The organism is Pseudomonas sp. GM41(2012), assembly GCF_000282315.2.
In the GTDB taxonomy this organism is placed as follows: domain Bacteria; phylum Pseudomonadota; class Gammaproteobacteria; order Pseudomonadales; family Pseudomonadaceae; genus Aquipseudomonas.
Map to the genome: position 1 here is coordinate 39,724 of NZ_AKJN02000010.1, position 20,901 is coordinate 60,624.

General features: G+C 58.2%; 18 protein-coding genes. 10 read left to right on the forward strand and 8 right to left on the reverse strand.

What is annotated here, in order from left to right; genetic code table 11:
- Window positions 1–38: 38 nt before the first annotated feature.
- From PMI27_RS03115 to PMI27_RS03095, 5 genes are all read right to left on the reverse strand, one after another.
- Window positions 39–2,879: an FAD-binding and (Fe-S)-binding domain-containing protein gene (locus PMI27_RS03115; RefSeq protein ID WP_008149052.1), complete on the reverse strand. Its 2,841-nt coding sequence runs from the start codon at window positions 2,877–2,879 to the stop codon at window positions 39–41.
- On the reverse strand, window positions 2,876–3,547 hold the full coding sequence (locus PMI27_RS03110) for a LutC/YkgG family protein (protein ID WP_008149051.1): 672 nt from the start codon (window positions 3,545–3,547) through the stop codon (window positions 2,876–2,878). The genes PMI27_RS03115 and PMI27_RS03110 overlap by 4 nt, the downstream gene beginning before the upstream one ends.
- The gene (locus PMI27_RS03105; RefSeq protein ID WP_008149050.1) at window positions 3,547–5,001 is read right to left on the reverse strand and encodes a LutB/LldF family L-lactate oxidation iron-sulfur protein; all 1,455 of its coding nucleotides are present in this window, start codon (window positions 4,999–5,001) and stop codon (window positions 3,547–3,549) included. The genes PMI27_RS03110 and PMI27_RS03105 overlap by 1 nt, the downstream gene beginning before the upstream one ends.
- Window positions 4,998–5,822, reverse strand: coding sequence for a (Fe-S)-binding protein (locus tag PMI27_RS03100; RefSeq protein ID WP_008149049.1), 825 nt, complete (start codon window positions 5,820–5,822; stop codon window positions 4,998–5,000). Before PMI27_RS03100 ends, PMI27_RS03105 begins: the two co-directional genes overlap by 4 nt.
- A gap of 151 nt (window positions 5,823–5,973) precedes the next feature.
- Window positions 5,974–7,668, reverse strand: coding sequence for a lactate permease LctP family transporter (locus PMI27_RS03095; RefSeq protein ID WP_008149048.1), 1,695 nt, complete (start codon window positions 7,666–7,668; stop codon window positions 5,974–5,976).
- A gap of 262 nt (window positions 7,669–7,930) precedes the next feature.
- Between PMI27_RS03095 and PMI27_RS03090 the strand changes: the two genes are divergently transcribed.
- Window positions 7,931–8,698, forward strand: a complete 768-nt coding sequence (locus PMI27_RS03090; protein WP_008149047.1) for a GntR family transcriptional regulator — start codon at window positions 7,931–7,933, stop codon at window positions 8,696–8,698.
- A 115-nt stretch (window positions 8,699–8,813) separates the two neighbouring features.
- Here the strand turns inward: PMI27_RS03090 and smpB are convergent, their stop codons facing one another.
- Window positions 8,814–9,296 carry an SsrA-binding protein SmpB gene (smpB, locus tag PMI27_RS03085; RefSeq protein WP_008149046.1) on the reverse strand — a complete coding sequence of 161 codons (483 nt, stop codon included), beginning with the start codon at window positions 9,294–9,296 and terminating at the stop codon, window positions 8,814–8,816.
- A 118-nt stretch (window positions 9,297–9,414) separates the two neighbouring features.
- Here smpB and PMI27_RS03080 point away from each other — a divergent pair, with 118 nt between their 5' ends.
- The 3 genes from PMI27_RS03080 to PMI27_RS03070 are packed head-to-tail and all read left to right on the forward strand — an operon-like array spanning window position 9,415 to window position 11,567.
- Entirely contained in the window at window positions 9,415–10,818 is a 1,404-nt protein-coding gene (locus tag PMI27_RS03080; RefSeq protein WP_008149045.1) for a sodium-dependent transporter, read from the forward strand.
- 7 nt (window positions 10,819–10,825) lie between these two features.
- Complete coding sequence (locus tag PMI27_RS03075) at window positions 10,826–11,260, forward strand: type II toxin-antitoxin system RatA family toxin (protein WP_008149044.1); 435 nt, start codon at window positions 10,826–10,828, stop codon at window positions 11,258–11,260.
- The gene (locus PMI27_RS03070) at window positions 11,253–11,567 is read left to right on the forward strand and encodes an RnfH family protein (RefSeq protein ID WP_008149043.1); all 315 of its coding nucleotides are present in this window, start codon (window positions 11,253–11,255) and stop codon (window positions 11,565–11,567) included. The genes PMI27_RS03075 and PMI27_RS03070 overlap by 8 nt, the downstream gene beginning before the upstream one ends.
- A gap of 61 nt (window positions 11,568–11,628) precedes the next feature.
- Here the strand turns inward: PMI27_RS03070 and PMI27_RS03065 are convergent, their stop codons facing one another.
- On the reverse strand, window positions 11,629–12,156 hold the full coding sequence (locus PMI27_RS03065; protein ID WP_008149042.1) for an outer membrane protein assembly factor BamE: 528 nt from the start codon (window positions 12,154–12,156) through the stop codon (window positions 11,629–11,631).
- A 97-nt stretch (window positions 12,157–12,253) separates the two neighbouring features.
- Here PMI27_RS03065 and fur point away from each other — a divergent pair, with 97 nt between their 5' ends.
- Window positions 12,254–12,658 (forward strand): ferric iron uptake transcriptional regulator, encoded by a 405-nt coding sequence (gene fur, locus PMI27_RS03060; RefSeq protein WP_003197684.1) that lies wholly within the window; start codon window positions 12,254–12,256, stop codon window positions 12,656–12,658.
- 75 nt (window positions 12,659–12,733) lie between these two features.
- On the opposite strand, the gene recN is transcribed toward fur, so the two are convergent.
- Entirely contained in the window at window positions 12,734–14,407 is a 1,674-nt protein-coding gene (recN, locus tag PMI27_RS03055; protein ID WP_008149041.1) for a DNA repair protein RecN, read from the reverse strand.
- A 241-nt stretch (window positions 14,408–14,648) separates the two neighbouring features.
- On the opposite strand from recN, the gene grpE reads away from it, so the two are divergent.
- The 5 genes from grpE (at window position 14,649) to carA (ending at window position 20,868) form a co-directional block, all read left to right on the forward strand.
- Window positions 14,649–15,215: a nucleotide exchange factor GrpE gene (gene grpE, locus PMI27_RS03050; protein ID WP_008149039.1), complete on the forward strand. Its 567-nt coding sequence runs from the start codon at window positions 14,649–14,651 to the stop codon at window positions 15,213–15,215.
- Window positions 15,216–15,317: 102 nt separating this feature from the next.
- Window positions 15,318–17,234, forward strand: a complete 1,917-nt coding sequence (gene dnaK, locus PMI27_RS03045) for a molecular chaperone DnaK (RefSeq protein ID WP_008149038.1) — start codon at window positions 15,318–15,320, stop codon at window positions 17,232–17,234.
- 297 nt (window positions 17,235–17,531) lie between these two features.
- Window positions 17,532–18,656, forward strand: coding sequence for a molecular chaperone DnaJ (gene dnaJ, locus PMI27_RS03040; RefSeq protein ID WP_008149037.1), 1,125 nt, complete (start codon window positions 17,532–17,534; stop codon window positions 18,654–18,656).
- A 9-nt stretch (window positions 18,657–18,665) separates the two neighbouring features.
- Window positions 18,666–19,472 carry a 4-hydroxy-tetrahydrodipicolinate reductase gene (gene dapB, locus PMI27_RS03035; RefSeq protein ID WP_008149036.1) on the forward strand — a complete coding sequence of 269 codons (807 nt, stop codon included), beginning with the start codon at window positions 18,666–18,668 and terminating at the stop codon, window positions 19,470–19,472.
- A gap of 259 nt (window positions 19,473–19,731) precedes the next feature.
- Window positions 19,732–20,868 carry a glutamine-hydrolyzing carbamoyl-phosphate synthase small subunit gene (gene carA / locus PMI27_RS03030; protein ID WP_008149035.1) on the forward strand — a complete coding sequence of 379 codons (1,137 nt, stop codon included), beginning with the start codon at window positions 19,732–19,734 and terminating at the stop codon, window positions 20,866–20,868.
- The last annotated feature ends 33 nt before the right edge of the window (window positions 20,869–20,901 follow it).

Consider the following 20,901-nt stretch of genomic DNA (forward strand, 5'->3'; position numbering starts at 1 on the left):
TGGGTAAAGCCCGGTAACGTCCGGGCTTATTCTGTGGACTATGGCCGCGCATCAGGGTTCTGTTTTTCTTGCATGACCCTCGCCTGCGTTACCCGATCCACCAAATAGACTAGCCCGTGGTAATCAATTCCGCCGTGCTGCGTCAGACCGATTTCACACGTGCGGCTGGTCGAAATCCCCTCGCTACACTGCTGCACCGCATCCTTGAGCGTGCGCAACGAATGTGCGTTCAGTTCCGGCGTAGTAAAACCTTTATCCCCTGCAAAACCGCAGCAGTGAATGCCTTCGGGAATGACCACGTTTTTGCTGCATTTACGCGCCAGATCAATCAGCGCCTGACTTTCGCCAAGGTGCTGCGTGCTGCAAGTGACGTGCACCGCAATCGGCGCTTCCTGCGGCGTGAAATCGAGGCGATCCATCAAATGCGTACGGATGAAACGCACCGGGTCGTACAGGTCCAGGCGCACATCGCCCAAGTCCTGAACCAGCCGTAACGTACACGGACTGGTGTCGCAGTAGATCGGGTCGAGCCCGCCGCGGCTGGCGTGCAGCAAGGCGCCGATCAGCTCCTGGCGTTTGTGTTCGGCCTGTTCGGCGTAGCCTTTGGAGGCGAACGGTTGCCCGCAGCAGAGGTTGTCCAGATTGTCCGGGAAGACCACTTGATAACCGGCCTTTTCCAGCAGCCCACGGGTTTTGTCGTACAGCGACATTTGCTCTTTATCACCCGCCGCCGGGCCCATTGCCCGCGACACACACGCCGCCAGATACACCACTCGAGGGCGTTCGTCCGACACGGTCGGGCTGAAACGAATGGCTTTTTCCGGTTGCGGCATGGCGTTGGTCCATTGCGGAACCTGACCTTTGGATAAGCGCGTCAACGTTGCCGAAAGCTTTGCCAATCGTGGAGCCCCCAACAGCATCCGCGCGCCATTGGCCACGTGCAGGGTGAAACGCGCGCCTTGCAGCGCAGTGGCGAAATTACCTTCCAGCCAATTGGCAGTTTTCGTATGAGTTGCCTTACGACTGCGGAGCTTTTTCACCAGCTCGCCGGTGTTTATTCCTACAGGGCAACGTTGCGCGCAGAGGCCGGTGGCGGCGCAGGTGTCGATGCCTTGGTATTCGTAAGCGGCTTCGAGTTCGGTGGTGTCCACGCCCGCGCGTTTCTTTGCCTGAATGTCACGCCAGATCACGATGCGCTGGCGCGGGCTCAGGGTCAGGCCTTTCGACGGGCAGACAGGCTCACAGAAACCGCACTCGATGCACTTATCCACAATTTCATCGGCGGCCGGCAACGGCTTCAGGTGCTTGAGGTGGATCTGCGGATCCTCGCTGAGCACCACGTCCGGGTTGAGAATGCCGTTGGGGTCGAGCAGACGTTTAAGCTGCCACATCAACTGGTAGGCATCGCTGCCCCATTCCAGTTCGACAAAGGGCGCCATGTTGCGTCCGGTGCCGTGTTCGGCTTTCAGCGATCCGCCGAACTCCACCGCTACCAGTTGCGCCACGTCGTCCATGAACGCCTGATAGCGTGCGACTTCTTCCGGGTTGTTGAAGCCTTGGGTGAAGACGAAGTGCAGATTGCCTTCCAGCGCGTGTCCGAAAAGGATCGCTTCGTCGTAGTGATGTTTGTCGAACAGCTCGATCAGGCGGTTTACGCCGATAGCCAGTTGTTCAACCGGGAAGGTCACGTCTTCGATGATCACCGTGGTGCCGGTTTTGCGCACGGCGCCGACGGCGGGGAAGGTGTCCTTGCGGATTGCCCAGAGCCGGGCGTTTTCCACCGGGTCTTCGGTGAAGTCGACTTGTTTTTCCACAGGAAAAGAAGTCAACGACGCCATGATGTGCGCCAGTTGTTCCTGCAGCAGTGTGGACGATGCGGCGCGGGATTCGATCAGCAGCGCGCAGGCATTGTTCGACAAATGTTGTACGAAAGCCGGCATGCCGGGTTTGTCCTGTACCGAGCGCAAGCTACGGCGGTCCAGCAGTTCCACGGCCGACACCGGTTGGCTTTTCAGCACGGTGACGGCGTTGCAGCAGGTTTCCACATCCGGAAACACGATCAGCGCCGAGGCCTTGTTCGGGTGGTCGATCACCGTGTCGTAAGTCACCGCGCTGATGAAACCGAGGGTGCCTTCGGAGCCCACCAGCAAGTGGCTCAAGATATCCACAGGCTCGTCGAAATCCACCAGCGCATTGAGTGACAGCCCGGTGGTATTTTTCAGACGATATTTGTGGCGAATTCTCGCCGCCAGTTCGGCATTGGCGCGGGTTTCGCGGCCCAACGTTGCCAGGCGTTCAAGCAGTGATGCGTGGCTCTCACGAAACGCTGCAACACTCGTTGCATCTTCGGTGTCGAGACGGCTGCCGTCGGCCAGCACCAGACGAATGCCAGCCAACGTGTGATAGGTGTTTTGCGCCGTGCCGCAACACATGCCGCTGGCATTGTTGGCGACGATGCCACCGATTTTACAGGCATTGATCGACGCCGGGTCCGGACCGATTTTGCGCCCGAATGGTGCTAGCCATGCGTTGGCCTGTGCGCCGATCACGCCCGGTTGCAGGCGGATTTGCGTACCTTGTCCGCGAATCTCTCGACCGTTCCAGTTATCCCCCAGCACGATCAACACCGAGTCGCTGATGGCCTGGCCGGACAGACTGGTGCCGGCGGCGCGGAAGGTCACCGGAACTTGATCCCGTTGCGCGAGTTTGAGCAGCGCCACGACCTCATCTTCCGACTCGACACGAATCACCAGTTTCGGAATCAGCCGGTAGAAACTGGCGTCAGTGCCAAAGGCCAACGTCGACAGCGGATCGTCGAAACGTCGCTCCTGGGGAATCAGTTGCTGCGCATCTCGCAGGAAAGCCGCGGGTAGATTCATTGGTCCTCCAGGATCATGACCACGAGGTCTTTCGGACCGTGAGCGCCGTAGGCCAGAACTTGCTCGATGTCAGCAGTTTTTGACGGACCGGACACCAGTAGGGCGTTGGTCGGCATGCCTTGGGCCCACTCGAATTCCTGCTGCACTTGATAGAAGTTGTCGCGGATTTCACTGGCCTTGAGCAGGGCGAAATGCACGGGCGGCACCAGGCTCATCAGGCGCGGTTCTTCCCGCGTCGGCCAGAGAATCAGGCTACCTGTGGCGGCGATTGCGCCGAGGGTGCCGGTCAGGCTGGCCGGCGTGTCGTTGAACAATTCGGTTTTCCACTCTTCAACCGGACGGTCGTAGGATTTCAGCGTTGGCAGATCAGGATTTTTCGCCCAGTGCTGAGTGATGCGCTGCCCGTGAAGCGTAGTCGGTGCAATCAACAAACTTGGCAACTGACGGTCCCGCAACAACTGAGCAAGCAACGAAGGCCAGCCTTCGCCGGACGTCAGGTGGATTTCGGTGTGTACCGCTTCCATCAGTTTGCGCAACTGCGGGATGCGTTGCTCGGCGGTGTAGGTGTAGGGCGCTGTCACCAGTTCGACGTCGAACTCGTCAGGCACCGGTGTGGTGCCTGTCAGACTGCTCCGCAATTTGGCGAGGATATTTTGCTTGGCGCTCATCAACGATCTCCCTGTTTGGCCAGATGCTCGCGGGCCATGTCATGCAGTGAGCGGGCAGCGGGTTTCGGTGCGCTGTGGTTTTGCGTCCAGGGACCGACGTTACTGGGTGCCAGTGCTCGCAGGCGAGTGGCGAAGAAGCCGAACAGTCGATGTAGCGTGGGTGAACTGTTGAGTGTCGCCCAGGCATTCCAGATAAACCGTTCTTTGCGCGAGTACTTGCTGCCCTGGCCGCGCATCACTTGATGAGGGCTGTCCGGGGCTTTGACGTTCTCTTCCCGTAGGCGACGCAGCAGTGCCGGAATCGGAATTTTTACCGGACAGACTTCACCGCAGGCGCCACACAGCGATGAGGCACTCGGGTGGTCCGGGACTTTTGCCAGACCGACCATGTGCGGGGTGATGATTTTTCCGATAGGCCCAGGGTAAACCTCCCCATAGGCGTGGCCGCCAATTCGGGTGTAGACCGGGCAATGATTCATACAGGCGCCGCAACGGATGCAGTTCAGGGTCTGGCGCAATTCACTGTCGGCGAAGGCCTGGCTGCGACCGTTGTCGAGCAATACCAGGTGCACTTCCTGAGGGCCGTCGAGTTCATGTTCCTTGCGCGGGCCGGAGATCATGTTGACGTAGGTGGTGATCGGCTGGCCGAGGGCTGAGCGGGTCAACAGTGACAGCAGCGGCACCACGTCGCGCAGGTTTTCCACGACTTTTTCGATGCCGGTGACGGCGATGTGCACCGGCGGCACGGTGGTAGTCATGCGCCCGTTGCCTTCGTTTTCTACCAGCAGCAAGGTGCCGGTTTCGGCCACGGCGAAGTTGACGCCGGAGACGCCGATGTCCGCTTCGAAGAATTTCTGCCGCAAGACCTTGCGACCGATCTGAATGAGTTGGTCAACGTCCTTGGTGTATTCCACGCCAAGTTTGTCGTGGAACAAGGACGCGACCTGACCGGCATTCTTGTGGATCGCCGGCATAATAATGTGTGAAGGCTTCTCGTGGTCGAGCTGGACGATGTACTCGCCCATGTCCGATTCCAGGCATTCAATGCCCTGTTCAGCGAGGAAGTGATTCATTTCCATCTCTTCGCTGACCATCGATTTGCCCTTGATCACTTGCCGCCCCTCGTGAGCGCGGATGATCGAGAGGACGATGCCATTGGCTTCGTCCACCGTTTCCGCCCAGTGCACTGTCACACCGTTGCGGGTCAGGTTCTGTTCAAGCTGCTCGAGCAGGTCGGGCAACTTGGATAAAGCACGGGCACGGACAGCATTGCCCAGCGCTCGCAAATGTTCTCTTTCGTGGGCATCGCTGAAGGACGCTGCCCGTTTTGTCATCAGCGAATCCATCGCCGTGCGAAAGTTATTTCGCAGCTGCTTGTCATCCAACGCCTTGTGAGCCCGGATGCGAAAATCTTCTTCCACGGCAACCGTAGGAATAATCGCGGAAGCGTTCATAGAACACCTCCGGTTCGCTGCCAAAGGAAGCTGGCCAGGTGTTGCCCGCGCAATGCTTCCTTCTGTTTCTCCAGCGAGCCGTTGATGTTCATCAGACAACCGCAGTCGGCACTCAGTACCTTGTGCGCGCCGGATTCCTTCAACGAGCGGGTCTTGTCAGCCACCATCGCGCCGGAAATGTCTGGCATACGGACGCTGAAAGTCCCACCGAAGCCACAGCATTCACTTTCATGGCTGTGGTCGACTCGCTCCACGTTACGCAGCTGCGCCAACAACTCGCGGCCATGCAAGTGGGTGTTCATCTCACGGCGTGCCGAGCACGACGTGTGCAACGCTACTTTGACTGGCTCGCCACTGTCCTTGAGCTGCACCTTGCAGACAAACAACAGAAACTCGGCCAGTTCATAAGTCCGGGCAGCCAGCGCCTGAACCTGTTTCAGCGTGTTCGGCTCGTCCTTGAACAAGTCGGCGTAGTGTTCGCGCAACATCCCGGCACACGATCCCGACGGCACCACCACCGGATAATCCCCGGCAAACAGCGCCAGTTGCGAGCGTGCCACGGTCCTCGCCTGCTCGGTGTAACCCGAGGTGTAGGCCGGTTGCCCGCAGCAGCTTTGCCCCTGCGGATACTCGACACGAATGCCTTCGCGTTCCAGCAAGTGAATCGCGTCCATCCCGGCTTCGGGGTAGAACAAATCCACCACGCAGGTTCCGAACAGGTAGACCCGTGACGGTTTCTCGCTGGGGTATTGCCGAGGCTCGGGCAGTGGCGGGGCGACACGGGTCGCATTCGGCACAGCGTTGTAAAAAAGCTCGCTCATCAGGCGTGTCTCCGGGTAGTCCCGGTTATCCGTCTGTTGAGGCTGCTGAATATAGAGAGGCAAGCTTTCAGCAGCCTTACAGACCGGGTTGTGAATAGCTGACGCCGGAATCGTGGTCCGGCGTCGGTTTTTGCTTTTTATCGTGTAGTACTTAGTGCACCAGCATGCCGGTGAACCAGTAGGCCTGAGCCAGGGTGATCAAGCCGACAATCGTTGCAAAGAACAGGCTGTGCTTGAGGGTGAAGCGGAACAGATCCGACTCCTTGCCCACCAGACCGGTCGCGGCGCAGGCGACGGCGATCGATTGTGGCGAGATCATCTTGCCGGTCACGCCACCGCTGGTGTTCGCCGCAACCAGCAACACATCGTTGACACCGATCTGGTGCGCAGTGGTCGCTTGCAACGAACTGAACAGTGCGTTGGACGAGGTATCGGACCCGGTCAGGAACACACCCAACCAGCCAAGGAACGGCGAGAAGAACGGGAATGCTGCACCGGTGCCTGCCAGAACCAGCGCCATGGTCGAGGACATGCCCGAGTAGTTAGTGACGAAGGCAAAGGCGAGCACCATGCCGATGGACAGGATCGGCCAGCGCAGCTCGTAGAAGGTCTCTTTCAAAGTGGTAAGACCAATTTTGACATTGATCTTCAGTATCAGCATCGAGATCAGCGCGGAGAAGAAAATCGCCGTGCCGGTCGCGGAAATCGGGTCGAGTTTGAACACCGCCGGGATTGCGGTCGGGGCGGCGACGATCGGTGCGACCTTGATCACCATTTGGTCCAGGTGCGGGATCGCGAAGTTGAACACCCAGTTGTACATCGACCCGCCAGCGGCAAACATCGCCTTGAAGGGTTTCAAGGTCCAGATGGTCACCAGCACGGTGAGGATCAGGAAGGGTGACCAGGCTTTGAGAATTTCACCGAAGCTGTAGGGCGAGGCCACGGTGCTGCGCGGCAGGCCGAAACCGCCAGCGCTGGCGCTCACCACGGAGGCCGAGACGGCACCGACGATGTGTTGGCCTGCGGCGCGTTTCGGTTGCCAGATTTTCAGGAACAGCGTCAGGGAAATCAGGCTGGCCAGGGCCGAGGTGATGTCCGGCAGTTCCGGGCCGATGAAGTTCGACGTGAAATATTGGGTGATGGCAAAGCTCAAGCCGGCCACCAGTGCTGCGGGCCAGGTTTCGCGAACGCCGCGCAGGCCATCCATCATGAACACCAGCCAGAACGGCACGAACAGCGACAGCAGCGGCAGTTGGCGGCCCGTCATGGCGCCGATCTTGAACGCGTCGATACCGGTAACCTGCCCGGCGACAATGATCGGAATCCCCAAGGCGCCGAAAGCGACCGGTGCGGTGTTGGCGATCAGGCACAGGCCCGCAGCGTACAGCGGGTTGAAGCCCAGTCCTACCAACAGTGCGGCGGTAATTGCGACCGGCGCACCGAAACCGGCGGCACCTTCCAGGAAGGCGCCGAAGCAGAAGCCGATCAGCAGCACTTGCAGGCGCTGGTCGTCGGTGATCGACAGCACCGAGCTGCGGATCACTTCGAACTGACCACTCTTGACCGTCAGTTTGTAGAGGAATACCGCCGCCACGATGATCCAGGCAATCGGCCACAGGCCGTACGCGAAACCATAGCCAGCGGCGGCGAAGGCCATGTCGACCGGCATCTGGAAGGCGAAGATCGCCACGGCAATGGACAAGGCCAGCGTGATGCTCCCGGCCACGTGTCCTTTGAGTCGGAACACGGCCAATGCCAGAAAGAAAAACACGATGGGGATAACGGCCGCGAGCGCGGACACGCCGAGACTGCCGAGCGGAGAATAGAGCTGTTGCCAGGTTTGCATATGGGGTGGCCCCTAATTGTTGTTGGTCAGGCACTGGTCAGCGTTCTTGGATAATTGGTAATACCAATTTACAATCGCTGTTGGCTAGGGTAAAAGCGTTGTAGGCGGCGTGTCAATTTGCCGCCCTAAAACTTTTGTCGAATGCGCGGTGCGGAAGTCATTTGGTCCGCTCGACCAAATGCCGTCTGGCAGGTGCTGACACAGCCCTGATAGGCCAGAATAGAGACCCCGGCGAGCCGTCGGGATCGTGGAGAAATGAGTTATGGGGTTTGATCAGATTCGTCAGCGCCGTTTGTCTGACGATATTGTCGAGCAGCTCGAGGGGATGATTCTCGAGGGCACGTTGAAGGCGGGTGAGCGCTTGCCGGCCGAACGTGCCTTGGCCGAGCAGTTCGGTGTGTCACGCCCTTCGTTGCGCGAAGCAATTCAGAAACTGGCGGCCAAGGGGTTGCTGGTCAGTCGCCAGGGCGGTGGCAATTATGTGGTGGAGTCGCTGGGGTCAACCTTCAGCGATCCGCTGCTGCATCTGCTGGAAAGCAACCCTGAAGCGCAGCGCGATCTGCTGGAATTTCGTCACACCCTGGAAGCCTCCTGCGCCTATTACGCAGCCATGCGTGCTACGGACGTTGATCGCGAGCGATTAACCGCGGCCTTCAACGAATTGCAAGACTGCTATACGCGACACGACGAGGTAAGTCGGGCGGAAGAGGGCGCGGCGGATGCGAAATTCCACTTGGCCATTGCTGAAGCCAGTCACAACGCGGTGTTGCTGCACACCATTCGCGGGTTGTTCGATCTGCTCAAGCGTAACGTGGTGACCAACATCGGTGGGATGTACAAGCAACGTACGGAAACCCGCGACATGCTTATCACGCAGCACCGGGAGTTGTACCTGGCGATTATTGAAGGAAGGGCCGAGCAGGCGCGGGAAGTCTCCAGCCGACATATCTTGTATGTGCAGGAAGTGCTGGAAGAAGTGCGTCAGGAAGTACAGCGCATGGCTCGGGCGGAGCGGCGCAAAGGAATGTGATTATTTAAAGCAAAAGATCGCTGCCTGCGGCAGCTCCTACATGGATGCGCGATCAATGTAGGAGCTGCCGCAGACTGCGATCTTTTCGCTGGCGCCAAACACTCAGGCAGAAAGATTAATCTTCCTTGCCCTTGTTGCGCACCGCACGCTGCAACTCGCGACCGGCGTCGCGTTCGCGTTCGGTATCACGCTTGTCGTATTCCTTCTTGCCCTTGCCCAGAGCGATCTCGCACTTGACCATGTGCTTGCTCCAGTACCAGGACAGGCACACGCAGGCGTAACCTTTTTGCTGCACGGCCGTGGCCAGCTTTTCCAGCTCGCGCCGGTTGAGCAGCAACTTTCGGGTGCGGGTCGGATCAGCGATGACGTGGGTGCTGGCGGTCATCAGCGGCGTAATGTGGCTGCCGAGCAGCCAGGCTTCGCCATCCTTGAGCAGTACGTAACTGTCAACCAGTTGCAGCTTGCTTGCCCGCAGACTTTTTACTTCCCAGCCGGCCAGGACCAGACCAGCCTCGAACTTATGCTCGATGAAGTAATCGTGTCGCGCCTTTTTGTTCTGCGCGATGGTCCCTGTTGGGTGTTTCTTCTGTTTAGCCATAGGGGCGGCATTATAGGGAGTTGCAAGCGAGTCGGCTACGGTATCGCTACGTGCTTGAGCAGGTTGATTGAATCCCGGACAATGCGGCCTCTTTTTTGAACGCTTGGGCGTGATAACGATGTCGACAGACAAGGTTTCTGTCCACGGCAGTTGGGCTAGCCGCTGGGTCTTCATACTCGCCGCGACCGGTTCGGCCGTGGGCCTGGGTAGTATCTGGAAATTCCCGTACATGGTCGGTGTGTACGGCGGCGGCGCCTTCGTGCTGATGTTCCTGGCCTGTATCGCGCTGATCGGTGTGCCGGTCATGCTGGCCGAAACCCTGATCGGCCGTCGTGCACGTCAAAGCCCGGCCAACGCCTTGAAGGTATTGGCGCTGGAAGCCGGGCACTCGGGTAAATGGTCCTGGGGCGCGTTCGCCGGGATGATCACGGCGTTGCTGATCCTGTCTTTCTATAGTGTGGTGGGCGGTTGGTCGCTGGATTACATCATCGACATGGGCCGTGGCGACTTCCAGGGTGCAACGCCCGACCAGGTTGGCGCTTACTTCGGCAATGTGATCGCTGATCCGTGGCGCCTGACACTTTGGCACACGATTTTTATGCTGCTGTCTGCCGTAGTGATCGCCAAAGGCGTGGTTGCGGGGCTGGAACGCAGCTTGCGAATCATGATGCCGCTGCTGTTTGTGATGGTGATTGTTCTGCTGGGTTACAGCATGACTACCGGGCATTTCATGGAAGGCGTGCATTTCATGTTCGACTTCCACCCGGAAAAAGTACTCGACGGCTTGCTGCCAGCCATGGGGCACGCGTTCTTTTCACTGAGCGTGGGTGTCGGCTCGATCATGATCTACGGCGCTTATATGCCAAAGAACTCGTCGATTTCCGGCACCATCGTCGGCGTGGCACTGCTCGATACCTTCGTTTCCCTGGTGGCCGGGCTGGCATTGTTTCCGATTGTGTTCGCGGGCGGCCTGAATCCAAGCGAAGGTCCTGGCTTGATGTTCGTCAGCCTGCCCTTTGCGTTTGGTAACGTAGCGTTCGGCCAGTTGATGGGCGTAGTGTTCTTCGTGCTTGTAGCGATTGCAGCCTGGAGTTCGGCGATTTCCCTGCTTGAGCCGATGGTGGCTTACCTGGTTGAACGCACCAAAGTCAGCCGCGCATGGGTGACCTTTTGGCTGGCATTTATCTGCTGGTTTGTCGGTCTGGGCACGGTGTTTTCCTTCAATATCTGGAAGGAAGCCAAATTTTTCGTGAACGAAGGCGGGATGTTCCACCTCTATCAATGGGGTGCGGCCGGTGGCCTGGACTTCTTTGGTGTGATCGATTTCTTCACCTCGCGGATCATGTTGCCACTCGGTGGTTTGTGTTTCGTGGTGTTTGCAGGCTGGGTGATGGGCCGTGAGGCGGTACGCGACGAATTGTCGATCCGCAACCCTGCGCTGTTCGCCCTGTCCTTGTTCTTGATGCGCTATGTGGCGCCCATCGGCATTCTCGTAGTATTTGCCGCCCAGCTGTGGAAGTGACGCTGACATGACGACACACATTCAACGTTCGGCCCTGCTGCCGTATCCGGCGCAAGCGCTGTATGACCTGGTCAACGACGTGGCGCGCTACCCGGAATTTCTGCCGTGGTGCTCGACGGCCGAAGTCCTGGAGAGTTCTCCTGAGCATATGCGCGCCAGCGTCGGCGTGGCCAAAGGTGGCCTCAGCCAGCATTTCGTGACGCGCAACACACTGGTGCCCGGGCATTCGATTGAGATGAACCTCGAGGAAGGCCCGTTCAATCAATTGCATGGTGTCTGGGTGTTCAAGCCGTTGGGCGAGAAAGCCTGCAAGATCAGCCTGGACCTGTCGTTCGATTACGCCGGGCCGATTGTCCGCGCGACCCTGGGGCCGTTGTTCAATCAGGCGGCCAATACGCTGGTGGATGCCTTCTGCCAGCGCGCCAAGCAGATGCATGGTTGAGGCCATGATCGACGTTGAGGTGGTGTATGCCGCCATAGATCGTCAGGTACTTCTCTCGGTGACGGTTCCAGCAGGCGCAACCGTGCGGGCGGCTTTGCTGAAGTCAGGCATCGGCGAGGCGTTTTCGGAGCTGGATCTGGCCAGTTGCCCGGTGGGGATCTTCGGTAAAGTGATCGCTGATCCGGACAAGCATCCTGTCCAGGCTGGAGATCGCATCGAGATATACCGACCATTGCTGGCTGATCCGAAAGAAGTTCGTCGGTTGCGCGCAGCCAAGGCTGCTGAGGCCAAAAACCGGAATCAGTGATTCGCTCAAATGCTGGACAATAAAAAACCCGGACATGCCGGGTTTTTTATTGCGTCGCAAATTATTGCGGCGAGGTTTCCAGAGGTTCTGGAGTCGGGACTGGAACGGTTTCTACACCGTCGACATCCTTCTGGATCTGATCCAGCAACGAACCTGGCTTGACCGGTTTCTCCGGTTTCGGCTTCTCGGCGTTTTCTGCTGGCGCAGCAACTGTAGTGCCGCTGTCCTTGCCGAGAATGGCTTCGTCACGGCTCACGCCTGGCATGAAATCACCAGAGAGGCTGACAAGCTGGTCATTTGGGTTGAAGATAACGCTAATGCGTTCCTGTTGGCGTTCACCGCCACCGGGTTGCAGGCTGTACAGATAATCCCAGCGATCGGCATGGAACGTGTCGGTCAACAGAGGGTTGCCCATGATAAACCGTACTTGCTTGCGGGTCATTCCCGGGCGTAACTGGTCTATCATGTCCTGCGTGACGACATTGCCCTGCTGGATGTCGATTTTGTAAACCCCGGGGAATGAACAACCGGCGAGTGCGAGCAGTCCCACAAAGGTGAAACTGGTTAGCAAGAGCTTGGTGTTTTGCATCGGTGGGCGACTTCCACTATCTTGGCTGGGACAACGTAAACGCCGATCATACCCGCATTAAGAGAAGCTGCGAAGCAGCATCGCGAGAAAGCTGACCATGGTTGAAAATAGCGAACTACGCAAAGCCGGCCTCAAAGTGACCCTTCCACGGGTCAAAATTCTGCAAATGCTCGATTCCGCCGAGCAACGCCACATGAGTGCCGAGGACGTCTACAAGGCGCTGATGGAGGCTGGTGAGGACGTCGGTCTGGCCACGGTTTACCGTGTCCTGACCCAGTTCGAGGCAGCTGGCCTTGTGGTGCGGCACAACTTCGATGGAGGCCATGCGGTCTTCGAGCTGGACGACGGCAAGCATCACGACCATATGGTCAACGTCGAGACCAGTGAAGTGATCGAATTCTTCGACGAAGAAATCGAGCGACTGCAGAAGGCAATCGTCGACAAGTATGGCTTCGAGATGGTTGACCACAATCTTGTACTGTACGTACGCAAGAAAAAGTAAGCATGTCGCGCGAACTTAAGGTTCGCGAAACGAACGAAGGCGACCCTAGGGTCGCCTTCGTGCTTTCTGTCGGTCTTAAATTTTCGCGGTGACGACCATTTTCCTGGCATGAGCCAGGGATTCCTTTGTAAGGTCGATGCCTCCCAGCATCCGCGCCACTTCTTCGACGCGATCGTTCTTGCTCAACTTGGCGACGGCTGTGTGAGTGGCATCTTCGCCGCGCACTTTGTGTACGAATAGATGTTGATGCCCCTGCGCTGCTACTTGTGGCAAGTGAGTTACCGTCAATACCTGCCCGCGCTCCCCAAGTCGACGCAGCAATTGGCCCACGATTTCGGCGGTCGGACCACCGATGCCCACGTCCACTTCGTCGAACACCAGGGTCGGTACGCGGGACGTCTGCGCGGTGATCACTTGAATCGCCAGGCTGATTCGTGACAATTCGCCGCCGGATGCCACTTTTGCCAGCGCTTTCAAAGGTTGGCCCGGGTTAGCACTCACCAGCAGCTCTACCTGCTCAAGGCCATTGGGTAGCAGTTCATCGCTACTGTTGGGGCGCAGCTCGATAGTGAAGCGCCCACCCGGCATGCCCAGTCGCTGGATTTCATGCTCCACGGCGCTGGCCAGGCTGTTCGAGGCCTGATGGCGCAAATCGCTGAGCTCGCGAGCCTTTTCCTGATAGTGACGGGCATAGGAGGCCAGTTCATCGCTCAGTCGCTCGATGGATTCGTCGTTGGCATTCAGGGTTTCGATTTCATCCAGCAAGCGCTGCTGCATCTCGGCCACTTCGGTCGGCTGGATGCGGTGTTTGCGCGCCATGGTATAGATCGCATCAAGGCGTTCTTCCAGGTACTGAAGACGCGCCGGATCGGCATCGAAGTTATCAAGGAAGCGGTTCAGTTCTCCCACGGCTTCTTCAACCTGGATCTGTGCACTGGTCAGCAGGCTGCTGGCTTCACCCAGGGCCCCAATCGAATTGTTGACGCTCGAAAGGCGATTGAGGCTGGCGGTGAGGGCGTTCAGGACATTCCCGGAATCACTTTCGCTGCATTGTTCGACCACTTGCCGGCAAATGCCCAGCAGGGTTTCGGCGTTGGTCAGGTTCTTGTGTTCCTGTTCCAGCTGCTCCAGCTCGTTTTCGCCGAGGCCGAGGTTTTCCAGCTCTTCGAGTTGATAACTGAGCAATTGATGGCGAGCGCGCTGCTCATCGCCGGAATTGGAAAGGCGTTCCAGCTCCTGGCGGGTCTGACGCCAGCGTTGGGCGGCCAGGTGTACCTGGCGGGCAAGGTCCGTTGCGCCCGCGTACTCGTCGAGCAGGCGGCGGTGCGTGTCGGTCTTGAGCAGGGATTGATGTTCATGCTGGCTGTGGATATCGATCAGCAGTTCACCCAGGGCCTTCAGGTCACCGAGGGGGCAGGGCGTGCCGTTGATGTAGCCACGCGAGCGCCCTTCGGCGGTGATCACCCGGCGCAGAATGCACGGGCCGTCGCTCTCCAGGTCACGCTCTGCCAGCCAGGCGCTGGCTTCCGGAATATCGACCAGATCGAAGGTTGCCAGGATATCGGCCTTGTCGGCGCCGGGACGGACCACGCCGCTGTCGGCGCGATCGCCCAGGGTCAGGCCGAGGGCGTCGAGCATGATCGACTTGCCGGCGCCGGTTTCCCCAGTGATCACGCTCATCCCGCGATCGAGTTCGAGATCGAGATGTTCAACGATGGCGTAGTTATGTACGGACAGGTGCACCAGCATAAAGGCCGCTCCCAGGCTTTAGGTCTGGTTATTTATACAGTGTTTTGTTTCTGGCTGACAATGCCCTCCCTTAGCTCGATTTGCTTGATCCGACGAAATCCTTAGTGCGCGAGGGAATGACAATGCAGCTGTTTTTTGTAGGGTTAATAAATAAGCGCCCCTTGAAGCTGAATTTTGCGGCCCCATATAGCTGGGCAGAAGCGCGAGTTGAGCTCGCGGACGATATTGAAAGGAGAAATCTATGGCTGACGAACAGACAGTGGATACGCAAAATCTAGACGCCGATCAGGCTGCCCAGGTCTCGGGTGATGAACTGGCGGCTCGTGTTCAAGTGCTCGAAGAGCAATTGGCTGGCGCTCATGATCAGGCTTTGCGTGTAGCGGCTGATCTGCAGAACGTCCGCCGTCGCGCCGAGCAGGATGTAGAAAAGGCTCACAAGTTCGCACTGGAGAAATTCGCCGGTGACTTGTTGCCGATCATCGACAGCCTGGAGCGTGGTCTGGAGTTGTCCAGCCCGGACGACGAAAGCATTCGTCCAATGCGCGAAGGCATCGAGCTGACCCTGAAAATGTTCCAGGACACCCTGAAGCGTTATCAGCTGGAAGCGATCGATCCGCATGGCGAACCGTTCAACGCCGTTCAGCATCAGGCAATGGCCATGCAGGAAAGCGCCGACGTCGAGCCGAACAGCGTGCTCAAGGTGTTCCAGAAGGGCTATCAGCTCAACGGTCGCCTGCTGCGCCCGGCCATGGTCGTGGTCAGCAAGGCGCCGGCACCGGTTTCGCCTTCGATTGACGAGCAGGCTTGAAATTAGCCGCAAGGCCCCCATTTAGAAGTCAAGCGTTTAAGTGCTACCGCAGTTAGCCACCACTGCTGCGGCAACCAAATCCAAAGTTTCGGGAGAGTGAACATGGGCAAAATTATCGGTATCGACCTGGGGACTACTAACTCCTGCGTCTCCGTGCTTGAAAACGGCGTAGCCAAAGTTATTGAAAACGCTGAAGGCACGCGTACCACGCCGTCGATCATCGCTTACGCCAACGATGGTGAAATCCTCGTTGGTCAATCGGCCAAGCGTCAGGCTGTGACCAATCCGCACAACACCCTGTATGCGGTGAAGCGTCTGATCGGTCGTAAGTTCGACGAAGAAGTCGTGCAGAAAGACATCAAGATGGTCCCGTACAAAATCGCCAAGGCTGATAACGGCGATGCGTGGGTTGAAGTGAACGGCCAGAAAATGTCGCCGCCACAAATCTCGGCTGAAATTCTGAAGAAAATGAAGAAGACCGCCGAAGACTACCTCGGCGAGCCAGTGACCGAAGCAGTAATCACCGTTCCGGCCTACTTCAACGACAGCCAGCGTCAAGCCACCAAAGACGCCGGCCGCATCGCGGGCCTGGACGTAAAACGTATCATCAACGAACCAACCGCAGCTGCTCTGGCTTACGGTATGGACAAGGCGAAGGGCGATCACACCGTGATCGTTTACGACTTGGGCGGCGGTACTTTCGACGTTTCCGTGATCGAAATCGCTGAAGTCGATGGCGAGCACCAGTTCGAAGTATTGGCCACCAACGGTGACACGTTCCTGGGCGGTGAAGACTTTGACATTCGTCTGATCGACTACCTCGTTGACGAATTCAAGAAAGAAAGCGGCATGAACCTTAAGGGTGACCCGCTGGCCATGCAGCGCCTGAAAGAAGCCGCTGAAAAAGCCAAGATCGAACTGTCTTCGAGCAATTCGACCGACGTGAACCTGCCGTACATCACTGCAGACGCCACCGGTCCTAAGCACTTGAACGTGAAAATCTCCCGCGCCAAGCTCGAAGCGCTGGTAGAAGACCTGGTTCAGCGCACCATCGAACCTTGCCGCATCGCCCTGAAAGACTCTGGCATCGACATTGGCGCCATCAACGACGTGATCCTGGTCGGCGGCCAGACCCGTATGCCACTGGTTCAGAAGCTGGTGACCGAGTTCTTCGGTAAAGAAGCGCGTAAAGATGTGAACCCGGACGAAGCCGTTGCCATGGGTGCTGCTATCCAGGGCGCAGTATTGGCCGGTGACGTGAAAGACGTTCTGCTGCTGGACGTTAGCCCGCTGACCCTGGGTATCGAAACCATGGGTGGCGTGATGACCGCGCTGATCGAGAAAAACACCACGATTCCTACCAAGAAATCGCAAGTGTTCTCGACTGCTGACGACAACCAGGGCGCTGTGACCATTCACGTGCTGCAAGGTGAGCGTAAGCAAGCCGCACAGAACAAGTCTTTGGGCAAGTTCGACCTGGCCGAGATTCCACCAGCACCACGTGGCGTGCCACAAATTGAAGTGACCTTCGACATCGACGCCAACGGCATTCTGCACGTAGGCGCCAAAGACAAGGCTACCGGCAAGACTCAGTCGATCGTGATCAAGGCCAACTCCGGTCTGTCCGAGGAAGAGATTCAGCAGATGATTCGCGATGCTGAAGCCAACGTCGACGCAGATCGCCAGTTCGAAGAGCTGGCAACCGCTCGCAACCAGGGCGATGCGCTGGTTCACTCGACTCGCAAAATGGTCGCAGACGCTGGCGATAAAGTGACTGCTGAAGAGAAGACTGCAATCGAAGCTGCTGTTGTTGCGCTGGAAGCCGCTGTCAAAGGCGACGACAAGGCCGCGATCGAAGCCAAGGTTGAAGAGCTGTCGAAAGTCTCCGCTCCAGTAGCGCAGAAGATGTACGCCGAGCAGGCTCAGCCTGCTGAAGGTGCTGCACCGCAAGGCGAATCGGCTGAGAAGGCTGACGACGTCGTCGACGCTGAGTTCGAAGAAGTCAAAGACCACAAGTAAGTTGTTGGTCGGCCGGTTGACTGCCTTTAGGCAGTGACTGGTAGGATGTCGCCGCGCGGGGGCTTGCTCCCGCGTTGGCGTGTCTGGAGTTAGCGAATTTTTACAGCATGCGACAACGTTCGGGTGCTGGCGGTATGGCCGAAGATGCTCCTGCTTTTCGAGCTGAAAGTACCGCAATGAATTAAAGACCAGGATCGTTGAATTGACGTGAGTTGGGTCCGGGCCTGTATTGGGGCTCAACGAGTTTGGCAAGGCTCAGGAGAGGTTTGCCGAACGTCCTTAAGAGTGCAAAGACTTATGGCAAAGCGTGACTATTACGAAGTGTTGGGTGTTGAGCGTGGCTCAAGCGAAGCAGACCTGAAAAAGGCCTACCGTCGCCTGGCGATGAAGCACCACCCGGACCGTAATCCCGATGACAAAGCGTCGGAAGATATGTTCAAGGAGGCCAACGAGGCCTACGAAGTCCTGTCCGATTCCAGTAAGCGCGCGGCGTACGACCAGTACGGTCATGCCGGTGTCGACCCAAGCATGGGCGGCGGCGGTGCCGGGTTTGGCGGTCAGAACTTCTCCGACATCTTTGGTGATGTCTTCAGTGACTTCTTCGGCGGCGGTCGCGGCGGTTCTCGTGGCGGTGCTCAGCGCGGCAGTGACCTGCGTTACACCCTGGAACTGAATCTGGAAGAAGCGGTGCGCGGTACAACCGTGAATATCCGTGTTCCGACATTGGTCAACTGCAAGCCGTGCGACGGTTCGGGTGCCAAGAAAGGCTCCTCGCCGATCACTTGCCCGACGTGTGGCGGTATCGGTCAAGTTCGTATGCAGCAGGGCTTTTTCTCGGTGCAGCAGACATGCCCGCGCTGCCATGGCCAGGGCAAGATCATTTCCGATCCGTGCGACTCGTGCGACGGCCAGGGTCGTGTCGAAGAGTACAAAACCCTCTCGGTGAAAGTGCCGGCCGGCGTTGATACCGGTGATCGAATTCGTCTGTCCGGCGAAGGCGAGGCGGGGGCTCAGGGTGGTCCGACTGGCGACCTGTACGTGGTGATCAACGTGCGTGAGCACGCGATCTTCCAGCGCGACGGCAAGCACCTGTTCTGCGAAGTGCCAATCAGCTTTGTCGATGCTGCGCTGGGTGGCGAGCTGGAGATTCCGACCCTTGATGGTCGAGTCAAACTGAAAATCCCTGAAGGAACTCAGACCGGCAAGCAGTTCCGTGTTCGCGGCAAGGGCGTTGCGCCAGTACGTGGCGGCGGTGCCGGTGACTTGATGTGTCGTGTGGCGGTCGAAACCCCGGTCAATCTGGGTCGTCGTCAGCGCGAACTGCTGGAAGAGTTCCGTAGCTCGCTGGCGGACGACAACAGCCATTCGCCTAAAACCACGGGTTGGTTCGAAGGCGTGAAGCGCTTCTTCGGCGATTTGTAAGGAGTCGGCATGCGACGTATAGCTGTGATGGGCGCTGCCGGGCGCATGGGCAAGATTCTGGTCGAGGCGGTGCAGCAGCGCGCACCGCTGACCGGTCTGACGGCAGCCATCGTACGCCCCGGCAGTACGCTGATTGGCGTGGACGCTGGTGAGCTGGCCTCGCTGGGACGTATCGGCGTTCCACTGTCCGGCAATCTGGACGCGGTGGCTGATGAGTTCGACGTGCTGATCGACTTCACGCTCCCGGAAGTCATGCTGAAAAACCTGGCGTTCTGCCGTAAAGCGGGCAAGGCCATGGTGATCGGCACGACAGGGCTGGACGTCGCGCAGAAGCAGTTGCTGGCCGAGGCTGGCAAGGATATTCCGATCGTGTTCGCAGCCAATTTCAGTGTCGGTGTAAACCTGTCGCTGAAGCTGCTCGACATGGCTGCTCGTGTGCTGGGTGATGACGCGGATATCGAGATCATCGAGGCTCATCATCGGCACAAGATCGATGCGCCTTCAGGTACGGCTCTGCGCATGGGTGAAGTCATCGCAAGCGCCCTTGATCGTGATCTGCAGAAGGTTGCGGTGTATGGTCGTGAAGGCCATACCGGTGCTCGCGAGCGTGAAACGATCGGCTTTGCCACTGTTCGCGGTGGTGATGTGGTTGGCGATCATACGGTGCTGTTCGCCTGTGAGGGTGAGCGACTGGAGATCACGCATAAAGCGTCCAGTCGCATGACCTTCGCCAAGGGCGCGGTACGTGCCGCGTTGTGGCTGGACGGTCGAGAGCCGGGTCTTTACGACATGCAAGACGTACTCGATCTGCGTTAAGATGCGCCCGAAATCGGGTTCAAACAGTGTGTTTGAGCCCGGTTTTACTCCGCCAAGCGACGTCCTGTCGCATTCCCCGGCCTTTAAGGCTCATTGGCGGTAGACCAAAAATGCCTTTTTCTGTAAGCTACAGCTTTAGTGTGTCCACTAAAAGCGCGCAGAATTATTCGGTGAAGAAGCGGGGTGACGTGTCCATACGTCACTCCGCTTTTTTACAACCTGCGATCGCCCTTTCAGGCTTTATTTACGGGAGGTCTTCTTGACTAAGCCAGCCATACTCGCCCTTGCTGATGGCAGCATTTTTCGTGGCGAAGCCATTGGAGCCGACGGTCAAACCGTTGGTGAGGTGGTGTTCAACACCGCAATGACCGGCTATCAGGAAATCCTTACCGATCCTTCCTACGCCCAACAGATTGTTACCCTGACTTACCCGCACATCGGCAACACCGGCACCACGCCGGAAGACGCCGAGTCCAGCCAAGTCTGGTCCGCTGGCCTGGTCATTCGTGACCTGCCACTGGTTGCGAGCAACTGGCGTAACACGATGTCTCTGTCCGACTACCTGAAAGCCAACAACGTTGTGGCAATCGCCGGTATCGACACTCGCCGCCTGACACGCATCCTGCGTGAAAAAGGCGCGCAGAACGGCTGCATCATGGCCGGTGACAACATTTCCGAAGAAGCCGCCATCGCCGCCGCCCAGGGTTTCCCTGGCCTCAAAGGCATGGACCTGGCGAAAGTCGTCAGCACCAAAGAGAAGTACGAGTGGCGCTCGACTGTCTGGGATTTGAAAACCGACAGCCACGCGACTATCGAAGCCTCCGAGCTGCCGTACCACGTGGTTGCCTACGACTACGGCGTCAAGCTGAACATCCTGCGCATGCTGGTCGAGCGCGGTTGCCGCGTGACGGTAGTGCCGGCGCAGACGCCAGCGGCTGAAGCGCTGGCATTGAAGCCGGACGGCGTGTTCCTGTCCAACGGCCCTGGTGACCCGGAGCCTTGCGACTACGCAATCCAGGCGATCAAAGATGTGCTGGAAACCGACATTCCGGTCTTCGGTATCTGCCTTGGTCACCAACTGCTGGCCCTGGCCTCCGGCGCCAAGACCCTGAAAATGGGTCACGGTCACCACGGTGCCAACCACCCGGTCCAGGATCTGGACACCGGTGTGGTGATGATCACCAGCCAGAACCACGGTTTTGCGGTAGACGAAGCAACCTTGCCAGCCAACGTCCGGGCGATTCACAAATCGCTGTTCGACGGCACCCTGCAAGGTATCGAGCTTACCGACAAGAGTGCCTTCAGCTTCCAGGGTCACCCTGAAGCCAGCCCTGGCCCGAACGACGTAGCACCACTGTTTGATCGCTTCATCAATGAAATGGCCAAGCGACGCTAATCGCTCGCCGTGATGTAGCAAAGCTTGAGGGCG

What these genes read in the sequence shown, in the direction of transcription:
- PMI27_RS03115 (WP_008149052.1), bottom strand. Translation starts at nt 2,879, where the DNA reads ATGAATCTACCCGCGGCTTTCCTGCGAGATGCGCAGCAACTGATTCCC.
- PMI27_RS03110 (WP_008149051.1), bottom strand. Translation starts at nt 3,547, where the DNA reads ATGAGCGCCAAGCAAAATATCCTCGCCAAATTGCGGAGCAGTCTGACA.
- PMI27_RS03105 (WP_008149050.1), bottom strand. Translation starts at nt 5,001, where the DNA reads ATGAACGCTTCCGCGATTATTCCTACGGTTGCCGTGGAAGAAGATTTT.
- PMI27_RS03100 (WP_008149049.1), bottom strand. Translation starts at nt 5,822, where the DNA reads ATGAGCGAGCTTTTTTACAACGCTGTGCCGAATGCGACCCGTGTCGCC.
- PMI27_RS03095 (WP_008149048.1), bottom strand. Translation starts at nt 7,668, where the DNA reads ATGCAAACCTGGCAACAGCTCTATTCTCCGCTCGGCAGTCTCGGCGTG.
- PMI27_RS03090 (WP_008149047.1), top strand. Translation starts at nt 7,931, where the DNA reads ATGGGGTTTGATCAGATTCGTCAGCGCCGTTTGTCTGACGATATTGTC.
- smpB (WP_008149046.1), bottom strand. Translation starts at nt 9,296, where the DNA reads ATGGCTAAACAGAAGAAACACCCAACAGGGACCATCGCGCAGAACAAA.
- PMI27_RS03080 (WP_008149045.1), top strand. Translation starts at nt 9,415, where the DNA reads ATGTCGACAGACAAGGTTTCTGTCCACGGCAGTTGGGCTAGCCGCTGG.
- PMI27_RS03075 (WP_008149044.1), top strand. Translation starts at nt 10,826, where the DNA reads ATGACGACACACATTCAACGTTCGGCCCTGCTGCCGTATCCGGCGCAA.
- PMI27_RS03070 (WP_008149043.1), top strand. Translation starts at nt 11,253, where the DNA reads ATGGTTGAGGCCATGATCGACGTTGAGGTGGTGTATGCCGCCATAGAT.
- PMI27_RS03065 (WP_008149042.1), bottom strand. Translation starts at nt 12,156, where the DNA reads ATGCAAAACACCAAGCTCTTGCTAACCAGTTTCACCTTTGTGGGACTG.
- fur (WP_003197684.1), top strand. Translation starts at nt 12,254, where the DNA reads ATGGTTGAAAATAGCGAACTACGCAAAGCCGGCCTCAAAGTGACCCTT.
- recN (WP_008149041.1), bottom strand. Translation starts at nt 14,407, where the DNA reads ATGCTGGTGCACCTGTCCGTACATAACTACGCCATCGTTGAACATCTC.
- grpE (WP_008149039.1), top strand. Translation starts at nt 14,649, where the DNA reads ATGGCTGACGAACAGACAGTGGATACGCAAAATCTAGACGCCGATCAG.
- dnaK (WP_008149038.1), top strand. Translation starts at nt 15,318, where the DNA reads ATGGGCAAAATTATCGGTATCGACCTGGGGACTACTAACTCCTGCGTC.
- dnaJ (WP_008149037.1), top strand. Translation starts at nt 17,532, where the DNA reads ATGGCAAAGCGTGACTATTACGAAGTGTTGGGTGTTGAGCGTGGCTCA.
- dapB (WP_008149036.1), top strand. Translation starts at nt 18,666, where the DNA reads ATGCGACGTATAGCTGTGATGGGCGCTGCCGGGCGCATGGGCAAGATT.